The sequence below is a fragment of the Burkholderia stabilis genome (assembly GCF_001742165.1).
Classification (GTDB): domain Bacteria; phylum Pseudomonadota; class Gammaproteobacteria; order Burkholderiales; family Burkholderiaceae; genus Burkholderia; species Burkholderia stabilis.
Window position 1 is genome coordinate 130443 of sequence record NZ_CP016442.1, and the last position, 13900, is coordinate 144342.

The 13900-nt window shown below is 66.4% G+C and carries 15 protein-coding genes and 1 pseudogene; 11 read left to right on the forward strand and 5 right to left on the reverse strand.

Features of this window, described 5'->3' with window-relative positions; translation table 11 throughout:
- The first annotated feature begins 7 nt into the window (after window positions 1-7).
- From BBJ41_RS00555 to BBJ41_RS00575, 5 genes are all read left to right on the forward strand, one after another.
- Window positions 8-1210: a tryptophan--tRNA ligase gene (locus BBJ41_RS00555; protein WP_069744854.1), complete on the forward strand. Its 1203-nt coding sequence runs from the start codon at window positions 8-10 to the stop codon at window positions 1208-1210.
- Between the two features lie 9 nt (window positions 1211-1219).
- Window positions 1220-1822 carry a class I SAM-dependent methyltransferase gene (locus tag BBJ41_RS00560; protein WP_069744855.1) on the forward strand — a complete coding sequence of 201 codons (603 nt, stop codon included), beginning with the start codon at window positions 1220-1222 and terminating at the stop codon, window positions 1820-1822.
- 47 nt (window positions 1823-1869) lie between these two features.
- The gene (dapA, locus tag BBJ41_RS00565; protein ID WP_048248727.1) at window positions 1870-2775 is read left to right on the forward strand and encodes a 4-hydroxy-tetrahydrodipicolinate synthase; all 906 of its coding nucleotides are present in this window, start codon (window positions 1870-1872) and stop codon (window positions 2773-2775) included.
- A gap of 111 nt (window positions 2776-2886) precedes the next feature.
- Window positions 2887-4032: an outer membrane protein assembly factor BamC gene (bamC, locus tag BBJ41_RS00570; protein ID WP_069744856.1), complete on the forward strand. Its 1146-nt coding sequence runs from the start codon at window positions 2887-2889 to the stop codon at window positions 4030-4032.
- A gap of 4 nt (window positions 4033-4036) precedes the next feature.
- Entirely contained in the window at window positions 4037-4813 is a 777-nt protein-coding gene (locus tag BBJ41_RS00575) for an MBL fold metallo-hydrolase (protein ID WP_069744857.1), read from the forward strand.
- Between the two features lie 112 nt (window positions 4814-4925).
- On the opposite strand, the gene BBJ41_RS40140 is transcribed toward BBJ41_RS00575, so the two are convergent.
- The 3 genes from BBJ41_RS40140 to BBJ41_RS00580 are packed head-to-tail and all read right to left on the reverse strand — an operon-like array spanning window position 4926 to window position 6641.
- Window positions 4926-5189 (reverse strand): hypothetical protein, encoded by a 264-nt coding sequence (locus BBJ41_RS40140; protein WP_034195863.1) that lies wholly within the window; start codon window positions 5187-5189, stop codon window positions 4926-4928.
- A complete protein-coding gene (locus BBJ41_RS41975) occupies window positions 5119-5364 on the reverse strand; it encodes a hypothetical protein (protein WP_075122947.1) in 246 nt (81 codons plus the stop codon). The genes BBJ41_RS40140 and BBJ41_RS41975 overlap by 71 nt, the downstream gene beginning before the upstream one ends.
- Window positions 5365-5420: 56 nt before the next feature.
- Window positions 5421-6641, reverse strand: coding sequence for a cupin domain-containing protein (locus BBJ41_RS00580; RefSeq protein WP_069744858.1), 1221 nt, complete (start codon window positions 6639-6641; stop codon window positions 5421-5423).
- Between the two features lie 32 nt (window positions 6642-6673).
- On the opposite strand from BBJ41_RS00580, the gene BBJ41_RS00585 reads away from it, so the two are divergent.
- Window positions 6674-7216 carry an FKBP-type peptidyl-prolyl cis-trans isomerase gene (locus tag BBJ41_RS00585; RefSeq protein ID WP_069744859.1) on the forward strand — a complete coding sequence of 181 codons (543 nt, stop codon included), beginning with the start codon at window positions 6674-6676 and terminating at the stop codon, window positions 7214-7216.
- Here BBJ41_RS00585 and BBJ41_RS00590 read toward each other — a convergent pair.
- Both BBJ41_RS00590 and mutS read right to left on the reverse strand, forming a co-directional pair.
- Window positions 7196-8455 (reverse strand): hypothetical protein, encoded by a 1260-nt coding sequence (locus BBJ41_RS00590; protein ID WP_069744860.1) that lies wholly within the window; start codon window positions 8453-8455, stop codon window positions 7196-7198. The genes BBJ41_RS00585 and BBJ41_RS00590 overlap by 21 nt on opposite strands.
- A pseudogene (mutS, locus tag BBJ41_RS00595) lies at window positions 8436-10925 on the reverse strand (DNA mismatch repair protein MutS); the annotation flags it as partial. The gene BBJ41_RS00590 and the pseudogene mutS, both read right to left, overlap by 20 nt.
- A gap of 86 nt (window positions 10926-11011) precedes the next feature.
- On the opposite strand from mutS, the gene BBJ41_RS00600 reads away from it, so the two are divergent.
- Genes BBJ41_RS00600 through arsC form a run of 5 tightly spaced genes read left to right on the forward strand, consistent with a single transcriptional unit; the run spans window position 11012 to window position 13868 of the window.
- A complete protein-coding gene (locus BBJ41_RS00600) occupies window positions 11012-11341 on the forward strand; it encodes an ArsR/SmtB family transcription factor (protein WP_027457577.1) in 330 nt (109 codons plus the stop codon).
- 12 nt (window positions 11342-11353) lie between these two features.
- Window positions 11354-11824, forward strand: a complete 471-nt coding sequence (locus tag BBJ41_RS00605; RefSeq protein WP_069744861.1) for an ArsI/CadI family heavy metal resistance metalloenzyme — start codon at window positions 11354-11356, stop codon at window positions 11822-11824.
- A 12-nt stretch (window positions 11825-11836) separates the two neighbouring features.
- On the forward strand, window positions 11837-12334 hold the full coding sequence (locus BBJ41_RS00610) for an arsenate reductase ArsC (RefSeq protein WP_027457579.1): 498 nt from the start codon (window positions 11837-11839) through the stop codon (window positions 12332-12334).
- 10 nt (window positions 12335-12344) lie between these two features.
- Entirely contained in the window at window positions 12345-13430 is a 1086-nt protein-coding gene (gene arsB / locus BBJ41_RS00615) for an ACR3 family arsenite efflux transporter (protein ID WP_069744862.1), read from the forward strand.
- A 15-nt stretch (window positions 13431-13445) separates the two neighbouring features.
- The gene (gene arsC, locus BBJ41_RS00620; RefSeq protein WP_027457581.1) at window positions 13446-13868 is read left to right on the forward strand and encodes an arsenate reductase (glutaredoxin); all 423 of its coding nucleotides are present in this window, start codon (window positions 13446-13448) and stop codon (window positions 13866-13868) included.
- Window positions 13869-13900 lie beyond the last annotated feature (32 nt).

Genomic DNA, 13900 nt, shown 5'->3' on the forward strand with positions numbered 1-13900 from the left:
GACAATCATGTTCCCAGAACGTATTTTCTCCGGCATGCGACCCACCGGGTCGCTGCACCTCGGTCATTACCACGGCGTGCTGAAAAACTGGGTGAAGCTGCAGTCCGAGTACCCGTGCTTCTTCTGCGTCGTCGACTGGCATGCGCTGACGACGCACTACGAGACTCCCGAGGTCATCGAGAAGAACGTGTGGGACGTGCTGATCGACTGGCTCGCGTCCGGTATCGATCCGGCCCAGGCGACGCTGTTCATCCAGAGCAAGGTGCCCGAACACGCCGAGCTCGCGCTGCTGCTCGGCATGAGCACGCCGCTCGGCTGGCTCGAACGCGTGCCGACCTACAAGGAGCAGATGGAGAAGCTGAAGGACAAGGATCTGTCGACCTACGGCTTCCTGGGTTATCCGGTGCTGATGGCGGCCGACATCCTGCTGTATCGCGGCTCGCTCGTGCCGGTCGGCGAGGATCAGGTGCCGCACGTCGAGATGACGCGCGAAATCGCGCGCCGCTTCAACTACCTGTACGGCCGTGAGCCCGGCTTCGAGGAGAAGGCGCTCGAAGCGGCGAAGAAGCTCGGCGGCAAGCGCGCGAAGCTGTACCACGAACTGCGCAACGCGTATCAGCAGGAGGGCGACGACGAGGCGCTCGAACAGGCGCGCGCGATGCTGCAGGAATCGCAGAGCCTGTCGATGAGCGATCGCGAGCGCCTGTTCGGCTATCTCGAAGGCGCGCGCAAGATCATCCTCGTCGAGCCGCAGGCGCTCCTGACCGCAGCATCCCGGATGCCGGGCCTCGACGGGCAGAAGATGTCCAAGTCGTACGGCAACACGATCGGCCTGCGTGAAGACGCCGAGACGATCACGAAGAAGGTCCGCACGATGCCGACCGATCCCGCGCGCGTGCGCCGCACCGATCCGGGCGACCCCGACAAGTGCCCGGTGTGGCAGCTGCACCAGGTCTATACGGACGAAGCGACGCACGAGTGGGTGCAGAAGGGCTGCCGCTCGGCGGGCATCGGCTGCCTCGACTGCAAGCAACCGGTCGTCGAAGGCATCCTGCGCGAGCAGCAGCCGATGCTCGAGCGCGCGCAGAAGTACATGGACGATCCTTCGTTGCTGCGCGCGATCGTTGCGGACGGTTGCGACAAGGCGCGCAAGTACGCGACGGAAACGATGCGCGACGTGCGCGACGCGATGGGCCTGTCGTACAACTGATCCGACCGCATGAGCGAATCCGTCATCGCCGCCGCGGGCGGCCACGTCGCACAGGCCGAGCCGTCGCGCTGGGTCGCCCGGTGGTCGCGGCTCGTTCCGGCAGGCGGCGCGGTGCTTGACGTTGCCGCGGGCGGCGGCCGCCATGCGCGCTGGTTCGCATCGCAAGGGCATCCGGTCGTCGCGCTCGATCGCGATCCGGCCGCGCTGGCCGCATTGCGTGCGATTCCGGGCGTCGATGCCCGCGACGCCGATCTCGAAGGCGCGCCGTGGCCGCTGCCGGCCGGCGAACGCTTTGCGGCCGTGGTCGTCACGCATTATCTGCATCGTCCGCTCTGGCCCCATCTGCTCGATGCGGTGGCGCCGGGCGGCGTGCTCATCTACGAAACTTTCGCGCAAGGAAACGAAACGGTCGGCAAACCGTCCAACCCCGCGTTCCTGCTCGCTCCGGGCGAGCTGCTGAACGCCGTGCACGGCCGCTTGCGGGTGGTTGCGTACGAGGACGGTTTCGTCGCCACGCCGCGCGAGGCATTTGTCCAGCGTCTTAGCGCAGTGCGCGAGGGCGCGACCCCGAAGGCGGGGGCGGGAATTCCACGTTACGAACTGCCCGGCTAATCCGCTACAATCTCAATGTTTACCGGTACATAATCTCATCGCGTTTCATGGCTAACGGCACCCAAGACGGCATTCAAATCCGCGGCAGCATCCCCGCGATCGTCACCCCGATGCTCGAAGACGGCAGTCTCGACCTGCCGGCGTTTCGCAAACTGATCGACTGGCACATCGCGGAAGGCACCGATGCGCTCGTCGTGGTCGGTACGAGCGGCGAGTCGGCAACGCTCAACGTCGAAGAGCACATCCTGATGATCCGCACGGCGGTCGAGCATGCGGCGAAACGCATCCCGATCATCGCGGGCGCGGGCGGCAATTCGACCGCCGAGGCGATCGAGCTGACGAAGCACGCGAAGGCGGTCGGCGCGGACGCGACGCTGCAGGTCGTGCCGTACTACAACAAGCCGACGCAGGAAGGCATGTACCGTCACTTCAAGACGATCGCCGAAGCGGTCGACCTGCCGGTGATCCTGTACAACGTGCCGGGCCGCACGGTCGCCGACATGGCGAACGAGACGACGCTGCGCCTCGCGCAGGTGCCGGGCATCATCGGCGTGAAGGAAGCGACGGGCAACATCGATCGCGCCGCGCAGCTGATCAAGGCGGCGCCGAAGCATTTCGCGATCTACAGCGGCGACGATCCGACCGCGATCGCGCTGATGCTGCTCGGCGGCCACGGCAACATCTCGGTGACGGCGAACGTTGCGCCGCGCGCGATGAGCGAGCTGTGCCGCGCCGCGCTGGCCGGCGACGTGAAGACGGCCCGTGAGCTGCACATGAAGCTGCTGTCGCTGCACAAGAACCTGTTCATCGAAGCGAACCCGATTCCGGTGAAGTGGGCACTGCAGGCGATGGGCAAGATGCAGGGCGGCATCCGGTTGCCGCTCACGGCGCTCGACGAGCGCTGCCACGATGCCGTGCGTTCGGCCCTCGTCGAAGCCGGCGTCCTCGCCTGATGCCGAGGCGGCCGCGTCCTGCGGCCGCCGGCTCGACCCCTGATCAACCCGCACCGGCCGGCTCCGTCCGGCGCCGCTCCTGACGAGCGTTCTAGCAAGACGAAGGATTTCATGAAACGTTTCGCCTTTTCCTCTCGCGCCATCCAGATGTCGGTGGTGGCGCTGGCGCTGGGCGCGCTCGCCGGCTGCGATACGCTGAACGACTATCTGGCCCCTGATCGGGTCAACTACAAGAACACCGGCTCGGCGCCGCCGCTCGCGGTACCGAGCGACCTGAAGCCCGTGCCGACGACCCAGCAGTTCGTCGCGCCGCCGACCAACGCAGGGCTCGGCACGCTGCCGCCGCGGGCCATCACGCAGGCCGGCAACGCAACCGACGGCACCCCGAACGCGCAGGATCCGCTCGGCATGCATATCGAGCGTGACGGCGATCGCCGCTGGCTCGTCGTCGATGGTCGCACGCCCGAGCAGCTGTGGCCGATCCTGAAGGAGTTCTGGCAGGAGAACGGCTTCTCGCTGAAGACCGACGCGCCGTCGACGGGCATCATGGCCACCGACTGGGCCGAGAACCGCGCGAACATTCCCGACGACTGGTTCCGCCGCACGATCGGCAAGGTCATCGATTTTGCGTACTCGTCCGGTACGCGCGACCGCTTCCGTACGCTCGTGAACCGCACGTCTGACGGCAACACCGACATCTCGATCACGCACAGCGCGATGGAGGAAATGATGGTCGGCCCGCAGGGCGGCACGTCGTCGCGCTGGGAAGAGCGTCCGCGCAACCCGGTGCTCGAAGCCGTGTTCCTGTCGAAGCTGATGCAGAAATTCGGCCTGACCGATGCGCAGGCGAAGCAGTTGCTGACCGATGCGCGTCCCGCGACGGCGCCGGCGCAGGTCACCGATACGAGCAGCGGCGCTGCGACGCTGCAGCTGGCCGAGTCGTTCGACCGTGCATGGCTGCGCGTGGGCCTCGCGCTCGACCGCACGAACTTCACGGTCGACAATCGCGACCGCGAGAAGGGCGTGTATACCGTGCGCTACGCGAATTCGATGGAAGAACTCAAGCGTGACGGCCTGTTCGGCAAGCTGTTCTACGGCGGCCCGTCGGCGGCCAAGCCGGGCAAGGAATTCCTGGTCAACGTGCGCGCACAAGGCGCCGGCGGCACGCAGGTCGCGGTGGTCGGCGCAAATGGCCAGGTCGACAACTCGTCGGATGCGCAGCGGATCATTTCGCTGCTGCACGCGCAGCTGAACTGAGCGCGTGCGATTCGCCAGCCTCGGAAGCGGCAGCGAAGGTAACGCGCTGGTCGTCGAGGCCTCGAGCGGCACGACGACCACCCGCGTGCTGCTCGACTGCGGCTTTTCCGCCAAAGAGGTCGAGCGCAGGCTCGGCCGACTGAATCTCGGCATCGGGGACCTCGATGCGATTCTCATCACCCATGAACACAGCGACCACGTCGGCAGTGCGCTGACACTCGCGCGCCGTGCGTCGCTGCCGCTCTACATGAGCTGGGGTACCGCGCGCGCAGTGGGCGCGGACGAGGCCGATGTCGACCTCCACGTGTTGTGGGGCGACGAGACGGCCGCGATACGCGATCTTGCCGTCATGCCCTATACGGTCCCTCACGATGCGCGAGAGCCGCTCCAGTTCGTCTTTATGGACGGCTGCCGCCGGCTCGGCGTGCTGACGGACGTCGGAATGGCCACGCCGCACATCACGGCCGTCCTGAGCGGCTGTGACGCGTTGATGCTCGAATCCAACCACGACACCGCCATGCTGGCCGCGAGCCGCTATCCGCAGTCGCTGAAGGCGCGGATCGGCGGCAACCACGGCCACCTGAGCAACGACGCGGCGGCCGACATCCTCGCGTCGCTCGAGCGCAGCCGTCTCCAGCACCTGGTCGCGGCGCACCTGAGCCAGCAGAACAACCTGCCGGAACTGGCCCGCCAGGCGTTTGCCGGCGTACTGGGGACGAGCGGAGAGGACGTGGTCGTGGCCACGCAGGACGCGGGGTTCGACTGGCTGACGCTCGGATGAGCGGGGCAGGGCCGCTGGGGCGGCCCGGTGCGGCGGCCGGGCGATCGATCCGGAAACCGCAGACGTAAAAAAACCGGCCCTCGGGCCGGTTTTTTTCAGCTGACGCTGAGGCTTACTGGCTTGCGCCCGAAGCCGGAGCAGCCGTCGCTGCCGAAGCAGCCGACGCCACTGCAGCAGCAGCGTCGCTCGCAGCAGCCGTTGCCGACGAAGCAGCGGCAGCAGCGTCGCTCGCTGCACCAGCAACTGCCGAAGCAGCCGTCGAAGCAGCAGCAGCCGCGTCGCTTGCAGCCGACGAAGCAGCTTGATCAGCGCTCTTGTTGCAAGCAGCCAGTGCAACAGCAGCCAACAGGGAAGCTACGAGGAGGGATTTCTTCATGATCACGTCCTTTTATGGTTAAAGGTAAGCAACAGCGCGAAACAATACCGGTAATGTGCTCCAACACCGACCTGGGCCGCTGGTGGAGATGCACTTCTAGAGCGTGAATCTTCCCTACGGCTTGGGCGGAAATTATATGCACTTTCCTATCGACCGTCGACAAATGCGGGGTCAATACGTTGTCTTTCCCATACAGAATTTGATCCGTACGGGCATACGGGGCGACTCACACTAATTCCGGTTTCCGACCCGTATCCAGCCCGCACAATACCACTCGTGCAACAAGGCTGTCATCGAGGGGACCCGGGATAGTGTTACAAACCGTTTCGCCTCCATATAGCGTTGATTGGCCAGTTCGGGCAGCCATTCGCCGGCTTGCTCGAGCGGTCCTTCCTCGCCATTAATGAAGTACGAGCGCGCGTTATACATCAATGCGGCCCTTCTGTCGAGACACACGCCACGGCGTGACGCTTGCGTGACGAAGGCGGCCTCGGACAGCGGGCGTGCCGGCGGATCGAATACGACGCTCGGTTTGGGCTCGCTCAGGTAACAACCGAGGAACTCGGAGACGTCGCGTTTGCGCCAGCGGATGGCGTCGACGATCTCGGCGACGCGCTCGACCATTGCCGGAGGCAGCTGGGCGGGTGTATCGACGGCCGGCTGCTTCGGATCGCGGTAGAGATCGTCGCCGCCCCCGTCGCGCAGGCCGCCGCGCTCCGCGAGATAGTACAGGAACTGCGCACCCAGCTCGCCGGCGGACGGGGCCCGGAAGCCGATCGAACAGGTCATGCATTCGCCTTCGGCGACGCCGTCGTGTGCGATGTGCGGCGGCAGGTAAAGCATGTCGCCGGGCTCCAGTACCCATTCGTCGCTCGGCTCGAAGTTTTCGAGGATCTTCAGCGGGACGTCCGGCTGCAGCGACAGGTCCTTTTGCGCACCGACGCGCCAGCGGCGCCGGCCTTCGACCTGCAGCAGGAATACGTCATACGAATCGAAATGCGGGCCGACGCCGCCGCCGTCCGTCGCATACGAGATCATCAGGTCGTCCAGGCGCGCGTCGGGGATGAAGCGGAAGCGGTCGAGCAGCGCGCGTGCCGCATCGACGTGCAGGTCGAGCCCCTGCACGAGCAGGGTCCAGGACTTGCGCGCGACGGCAGGCAGCGAGCCCGGCTCGAAGGGGCCGTGCACCAGTTGCCACTTGTTACGAAAATGGGTGATCAGTCGCGATTCCGCGTCATAGTCCGCTGCCAGCTCGAACAGTGCATCGTGCGTGACCGGCGACGCGACGCCGGGAATCGCCTGGCGGATCAGGAGCGGCTTCTTCTGCCAGTAGCGACGCATGAATTGCGCTGGCGTAAGGCCGCCGAGCAGCGGTGTGGGAAGATCGGAAGGCGGCGCGCCGAGCGGGGCGGCAGCGGCATCCCGCGGTTCGGCTTGAGACCGGTTGCGCATCGTATAATGAGACTTGTATTTGGGAGAATTGGATGAAAATCGCAAAAAACACCGTCGTGTCGGTCACTTACAAGCTGTCGGATGCACAGGGCAATCTGATCGAGGAAAGCGACGAGCCGATGGTCTATCTGCACGGCGGCTATGATGGCACGTTCCCCAAGATCGAGGAACAGCTCGACGGCCAGGAGCCGGGCTACCAGGCGCAGATTCAGCTCGAGCCGCAAGACGCGTTCGGCGACTACGATCCCGAACTCGTGAAGGTCGAGCCGCGCGATCGTTTCCCCGAGCCGCTGGAAGTGGGCATGCAGTTCGAAGGCACGCCGGAAGACGGTGACGAGGAAGTCGATTCACTGATCTACACGGTCACCGACGTCGCCGAAGACAAGGTCGTGCTCGATGGCAATCACCCGCTGGCAGGCATGGCGCTGCGTTTCGCGCTCACGGTGAAGGACGTTCGCGAAGCAACCGAAGACGAAATCGAGCATGAGCACGCGCACGGCGCGGAAGGGCTCGAGATCGTCGACGAGGACGAAGACGAAGACGGCGAATCGCCGTCAGGGCGCACCCTGCACTGAGCTCGCGGGCAGACCAGGCGCCGGCCCTGATGCAGGGGGCGGCGCACTGCCCGGCGCGGCACCATCACCCTGCAGCGGCGGCGCGACCGACGACGAGTCGGGCAGCGCCGGCAACGCGGGGATTTCCGGCATCTGGGGCAGCGGGACGTCGTCGTGCGGCACGACCGGCAGCGCGGGCGGCACAGGCAGGTTCTTCGGCACCTCCTGCAGGCTCACGTTGAAGATCGTCTGTCGTGCCGGCGACACGTTCACCTTCACCCATTGATTCACCGGATGGCGCGGTCCGATCGCGACACGCGTCACGTTTCCTACCAGCTCACCGTCGTCGGTACGCAGCGGACGGTCGATCAGAAAACCGTTCGCCAGCGGTTCGCCGCTTGCGTGCATCACCAGTATCGGGCCGCGGAACGTCGCCGCCGCCTTCACCAGCGTTCGTTTCAGTTCCCGGAAGCCGTCGCGTACGCGCGGCCGGTTGAAACGCAGCCATGCGAAGCGTTCCGCGCGTTCATAGCGTTCGAACTGCGGATCACCTTCGAAAATGACCACCATCGCGCGCGCCTCGCGCCGCTTCGCATATTCGGCCGCGTGGTCGATCCAGAAACCGTTCGCGATGATGCGGTCCTCGAATTCGCCGTTGCGGCCGCCGGCCGTCAGGAAATGATTGTTCGGCGCCGGTGCGTTGAGCGCGACGTAGACGATGTCGTCGCGCATCCAGCGTGCGTTCTCGCGATACGGGCGGAAGCGTGCAACTTCGCTTTCCCGCGTGATCTGCAGCGCGCCGGGGTCGGGCAGCGCTGAATCGGCGAGGAGGGTCTGCCGCAGGAAGTCGAGCCGCTCGACCGGATCGTAGCCGCCGCCGGCCGCGGTATTGCAGCTTACCCAGTCGTCGTGGCCGGGGATGAACACGAGCGGCACGCGTGCCGAATCCAGGATCGCCCCGCGCGCCGAATACAGCGCGTCGCGGCACGCTTCCTTCGAGCCCTTGAGATCGCCCGCATAGACGACGAAAGCGAGGTTGCGCTCGCGCGCGATCGCGTCGAGCAGCCGCTGCGCGGCTGGCTCATCCGCCGGCACGTTGATGACGCCCGACACGACCGCGAACGAGTAGGGCGTGGTGGTGCGCTTCGGCGGCGCGGCCAGCGCGCCGGCCTGTGCGAGCGCAAGCGCCATCGCGACGAGCGCGGCGGCGGTGCGGGCCCGCAGGCCCGACGCAATGCGCTTACGCGTGCCCGTCGGCATCGTGCGACCTGACCAGCGTGCGCAGTTCGTACAGCAGGTCGAGCGCCTCGCGCGGTTTGAGATCGTCGGGATCGATGTCGCGCAGCTTGTCGAGCGCCGGATGCGGCGTGTCGGGCAGCGTGGGCGCATCTGCGCATTCGAGATCGTCGGTGGCTATCGGCTGCGTGCTGAACAGGTCGAGTTGCGGCGTGTGCTGCGTCGCCGATTGCTGTTCGAGATAGGCGAGGTGCTTGCGCGCCGCACGGATCACGGGCGCCGGGACGCCCGCGAGCTGCGCGACCTGCAGGCCGTAGCTCTGGTTCGCCGGGCCTTCGTTGACCGCGTGCAGGAACACGATGCCGTGGCCGTGCTCGACGGCCGACAGGTGGACGTTGGCCGCTTGCGGGAATTCGCCCGGCAGTTGCGTCAGCTCGAAGTAGTGCGTCGCGAACAGCGTGTAGCAGGCGTTGTGCGCCAGCAGGTGACGCGCGATCGCCCACGCGAGCGCGAGGCCGTCGAACGTCGACGTGCCGCGGCCGATCTCGTCCATCAGCACGAGGCTTTGCGGCGTCGCGTCGTTGAGGATCGCCGCGGCCTCCGTCATCTCGACCATGAACGTCGAGCGGCCGCCCGCGAGATCGTCGGCCGCGCCGATGCGCGTGAAGATCCGGTCGATCGGGCCGAAGCAGGCCGACTTCGCCGGCACGTAGCTGCCGACGTAAGCCATCAGCGCGATCAGCGCGGTCTGCCGCATGAACGTCGACTTACCGCCCATGTTCGGGCCGGTGATCAGCAGCAGCTTGCGCTCGGGGCCGAACCGGCAGTCGTTGGCGATGAACTGTTCGACCTGCGCTTCGACGACCGGGTGGCGGCCCTGTTCGATTTCGATGCCGATCTCGTCGGTGAAGGTCGGCGCGACCCAGTCGAGCGCACGGGCGCGCTCGGCGAATGCGGCGAGCAGGTCGAGCTCGGCGAGCGCCGACGCGACGCGCTGGCACTCGGGGATGAAAGGCAGCAGCGCCTGCAGCACCGCGTCGTACAGCGCGCGCTCGCGGGCCAGCGCGCGTTCCTGCGCGGACAGTGCCTTGTCCTCGAACGTCTTCAGTTCGGGCGTGATGTAACGCTCGGCGTTCTTCAGCGTCTGGCGACGGCGGTAATCGTCGGGCACCTTGTCGGTCTGGCCGCGGGTGACTTCGATGTAGAAGCCGTGCACTTTGTTGTATTCGACGCGCAGGTTCGCGATGCCGGTGCGCGCGCGTTCGCGCGCTTCGAGATCGATCAGGAACTGTCCGCAGTTTTCCGAGATGTCGCGCAGTTCGTCGAGGTCGGCGTCGTAGCCGCGTGCGATCACGCCACCGTCGCGCACCATGGCGGCCGGTTCCGGCGCAATCGCGCTCGTCAGCAGGTCGAGGCATTCGGCGGGTGGTGCGAGCGCGGCGTCGACGCGCGTGAGCGCGTCCGCGTTCGCGACGATTGCGCTGATGCGCTCACGCAGCGCCGGCAGCGCGGCGAATGTGTCGCGCAGGCTCGACAGGTCGCGCGGGCGCGCGGACAACAACGCGAGACGCCCGGTGATTCGTTCGACGTCGGCGATCTGGCGCAGCGCGCTGCGCAGCGAGTCGAGGCTTGCGCTCGCCGGCGCGTCGAGCAGTGCGCCGATTGCCTGCTGGCGCGATTGCGCGGCGACCGACGCGCGCGGCGGGTGATGCAGCCAGTGGCGCAGCAGACGGCTGCCCATCGTCGTGCAGCAGGTGTCGAGCAGCGAATACAGCGTCGGCGATTCGGTGCCGCGCAGCGTCTCGGTCAGTTCGAGGTTGCGGCGCGTGGCCGGATCGAGCCCGATGTATTCGGTTTCGTTCTCGACTTTCAGGCTGCGCACGTGCCGCAGTTGCTGGCCTTGCGTGGCCGCCGCATAGAGCAGCAGCGCGCCGGCCGCGCCGCAGGCGCTCGTCAGCGAATGTGCGCCGAAGCCGTCGAGGCCTGCGACATCGAGCTGATCGCACAGGCGCTGCGTGCCCGACGCGATGTCGAAGTGCCACGCCGGCACGCGCTTGGCCGCGCCCGTGCCGGCCGGCACGGTGTCGGTCGCGCCGTCCGCCGTCAGGATTTCGGCCGGCCGGATGCGCTCAAGCGCAGCGCCGAGCTGCTCGGGTTCGATTTCGGCGAGCCGCAGCGCGCCGCTGGCGAGGTTCAGCCACGCGAGGCCGATGTTGACCGCGACGCCGCGCTTGTTGTGGCCCGTGCACATCGCGAGCAGGTAGACGTCGTTCTTGTCGGACAGCAGCGCGGCATCGGTCAGCGTGCCGGGCGTGACGACGCGCACGACCTTGCGCTCGACCGGGCCTTTCGACGTGGCCGGATCGCCGATCTGCTCGCAGATCGCGACCGATTCGCCCATCTTCACGAGCTTCGCCAGATACTGTTCGACCGCGTGATGCGGTACGCCGGCCATCTTGATCGGCGTGCCGGCCGATGCGCCGCGCTGCGTGAGCAACTGTCTTGAAAGTCAAGCCACGCAGGCTTGATCCAGCATAAGCGGCATTGCCATTGATTCAATAATTGATGTATTATTGAATAATGAATGAAGCCCAAGCCGTTTCCGCCCTCGGTGCCCTGGCCCATGCCCAGCGCCTGCGCGTGTTCCGATCCCTAGTCGTCGCCGGCCCCGAAGGGCTCACGCCCAGCGTTCTGGCCGATCAGCTCGACGTGGCCCGCAACGCGCTGTCCTTCCACCTGAAGGAACTGGCTCATGCTGGCCTCGTCACCATCGAACAGCAAGGCCGCAACCTGATCTACCGCGCCGACTTCAGCCAGATGAATGGGCTGCTCGGCTACCTGACCGAGCACTGCTGCCAAGGCAGCACGTGCGAGGTCAGTGATTCCTCCTCTGCCTGTACCTCCTGCTGAAAGGATCTCCCCATGAAGCGCTTCCACGTCCACCTGCACGTCGATGACCTGAACCGCAGCATCGGCTTCTATTCCCAACTGTTCGCCGCGCAGCCCGCGCGCGTCAAAAGCGACTACGCCAAATGGATGCTCGAAGACCCGCCGGTCAACTTCGCCATCTCCACACGTGGCAACAAGCCGGGCATTGACCACCTGGGTATCCAGACCGACGATGCCGAGGAATTGGCGGTGCTGAAGGCCCGCGCCGAGGCGGCCGACATGACGCTGCTGGACGAGGGCACCACGACCTGCTGCTACGCGCGCAGCGAGAAGCACTGGATCACCGACCCGCAGGGCGTGGCCTGGGAGCACTTTCACACGCTGGGCAATATTCCGGTCTTTAACGAAGCGGCGCCTGCAGCGACTTCCGCCGCAGCGTGCTGTACCCCGGTGCGCGGCAAGCCGATGGGCGTTGCGGTGAAGCCGGCCTCCTCCTGCTGCTGATGTGAGATACCCATGACCACCGACAAGATCTACAGCGCCCTGTTCATCTGCACGGGTAACTCGGCTCGCTCCATCCTGGCCGAAGGCATCCTCAATGAATTGGGCCAGGGGCGCTTTCGCGCCTACTCGGCGGGCAGCCACCCCAAGGGCGAAGTCCACCCACTGGCGCTCGCCACGCTGGAGCGGCTGCACATGCCGACCGCTGGCTACCGCAGCAAGAACTGGGATGAGTTCGCGGCGCCCGGTGCACCGGAGCTGGATTTCATATTCACGGTCTGCGACAACGCCGCCGGCGAGGTCTGCCCGGTGTGGCCGGGACGGCCAATGTCGGCGCATTGGGGCGTTCCTGACCCCGCAGCCGTCAAAGGCACCGATGAGCAGAAGCGCAAGGCATTCACGGATGCGGCGCTGACGCTGCGCCGACGCATCGAGCTGTTCCTGTCGCTGCCGCTGCAGCGGCTGGACGCCATGTCGTTGCAGCATGAGCTGCGCAATATCGGTACGAAGTGAGGCCGGGGCAATGAATGCAATCCCTGAAGCGCTGCGGCCTGAACAAGCGCCGCAGCCCATGAGCCTCTTCGAGCGCTACCTGACGCTGTGGGTGTTCCTGTGCATCGTGCTGGGCGTGGCCCTGGGCCAGTTCGCACCCGGCGTGTTCCAGGCCATCGGCCGCCTCGAGGTCGCGCAGGTCAACCTGCCGGTGGGCCTGTTGATCTGGGTCATGGTCATTCCCATGCTGCTCAAGGTGGACTTCGGTGCGCTGGGCCAGGTCAGGCAGCATTGGCGCGGCATTGGCGTGACGCTGTTCATCAACTGGGCCGTCAAGCCGTTTTCGATGGCGCTGCTGGCCTGGATCTTCGTGCGCCAGATCTTCGCCCAGTGGCTGCCGGCCGACCAGCTCGACAGCTATGTTGCCGGCCTGATCCTGCTGGCCGCCGCGCCCTGCACGGCCATGGTCTTCGTCTGGAGCCGGCTGACCGGCGGCGACCCGGCGTTCACGCTGTCGCAGGTGGCGCTGAACGACACCATCATGGTCTTCGCCTTTGCGCCCATCGTCGGCCTGCTGCTGGGCCTGTCGTCCATCAGCGTGCCCTGGAGCACGCTGATGGTGTCGGTGCTGCTCTACATCGTGATCCCGGTCATCCTCGCGCAACTCTGGCGCCGCGCGCTGCTGCGCCAGGGCCAGGCCGCCTTCGATGCCGCGCTGGCCCGCATCGGCCCGCTGTCCATGGCCGCGCTGCTGCTCACGCTGGTGCTGCTGTTCGCCTTCCAGGGCGAGGCCATCCTGCGCCAACCGCTGGTGATCGCCATGCTGGCCGTGCCCATCCTGATCCAGGTGCTGTTCAACTCGGGGCTGGCCTACTGGCTCAACCGCCAGGTGGGCGAGCAGCACCGCATCGCCTGCCCGTCGGCACTGATCGGCGCTTCCAATTTCTTCGAATTGGCGGTGGCCGCCGCCATCAGCCTGTTCGGCTTCCAGTCCGGCGCGGCGCTGGCCACCGTGGTCGGCGTGCTGATCGAGGTACCCGTGATGCTGCTGGTCGTGCGCGTGGTCAACCGCTCGCGCGGCTGGTACGAATGCGGCCCGAACCCTCCCTCCCGCTAACCCAGGCAAGCCACCATGAGCAACATCACCATCTACCACAACCCCGCCTGCGGCACGTCGCGCAACGTGCTGGCCCTGATCCGCAACAGCGGCGAGGAGCCCACGGTCATCGAGTACCTGAAGACGCCGCCCGACCGGGCGACGCTGACGGCACTGATCGCCGCGATGGGCGTATCGGCGCGCGCCGTGCTGCGCGAGAAAGGCACGCCCTATGCCGAGCTGGGCCTGGATGACCCGCAGTGGAGCGACGTGCAGTTGATCGACTTCATGCTCCAGCACCCCGTCCTCATCAACCGGCCCATCGTGGTCACGCCGCTGGGCACGCGCCTGTGCCGGCCATCGGAGGCCGTGCTGGACATCTTGCCGCAGCCGCAGCGCGGCGCGTTCAACAAAGAGGATGGTGAGGCCGTGGTGGATGCTGAGGGTCGCAAGGTCTAAATACCTCTGCGTGCGCAGTCGGGTGATCTGAA

Coding starts and splice junctions, on each gene's coding strand:
- BBJ41_RS00555 (WP_069744854.1), top strand. CDS start 8: ATGTTCCCAGAACGTATTTTCTCCGGCATGCGACCCACCGGGTCGCTG.
- BBJ41_RS00560 (WP_069744855.1), top strand. CDS start 1,220: ATGAGCGAATCCGTCATCGCCGCCGCGGGCGGCCACGTCGCACAGGCC.
- dapA (WP_048248727.1), top strand. CDS start 1,870: ATGGCTAACGGCACCCAAGACGGCATTCAAATCCGCGGCAGCATCCCC.
- bamC (WP_069744856.1), top strand. CDS start 2,887: ATGAAACGTTTCGCCTTTTCCTCTCGCGCCATCCAGATGTCGGTGGTG.
- BBJ41_RS40140 (WP_034195863.1), bottom strand. CDS start 5,189: ATGAAGAAATCCCTCCTCGTAGCTTCCCTGTTGGCTGCTGTTGCACTG.
- BBJ41_RS00580 (WP_069744858.1), bottom strand. CDS start 6,641: ATGCGCAACCGGTCTCAAGCCGAACCGCGGGATGCCGCTGCCGCCCCG.
- BBJ41_RS00585 (WP_069744859.1), top strand. CDS start 6,674: ATGAAAATCGCAAAAAACACCGTCGTGTCGGTCACTTACAAGCTGTCG.
- BBJ41_RS00590 (WP_069744860.1), bottom strand. CDS start 8,455: ATGCCGACGGGCACGCGTAAGCGCATTGCGTCGGGCCTGCGGGCCCGC.
- BBJ41_RS00600 (WP_027457577.1), top strand. CDS start 11,012: ATGAATGAAGCCCAAGCCGTTTCCGCCCTCGGTGCCCTGGCCCATGCC.
- BBJ41_RS00605 (WP_069744861.1), top strand. CDS start 11,354: ATGAAGCGCTTCCACGTCCACCTGCACGTCGATGACCTGAACCGCAGC.
- BBJ41_RS00610 (WP_027457579.1), top strand. CDS start 11,837: ATGACCACCGACAAGATCTACAGCGCCCTGTTCATCTGCACGGGTAAC.
- arsB (WP_069744862.1), top strand. CDS start 12,345: ATGAATGCAATCCCTGAAGCGCTGCGGCCTGAACAAGCGCCGCAGCCC.
- arsC (WP_027457581.1), top strand. CDS start 13,446: ATGAGCAACATCACCATCTACCACAACCCCGCCTGCGGCACGTCGCGC.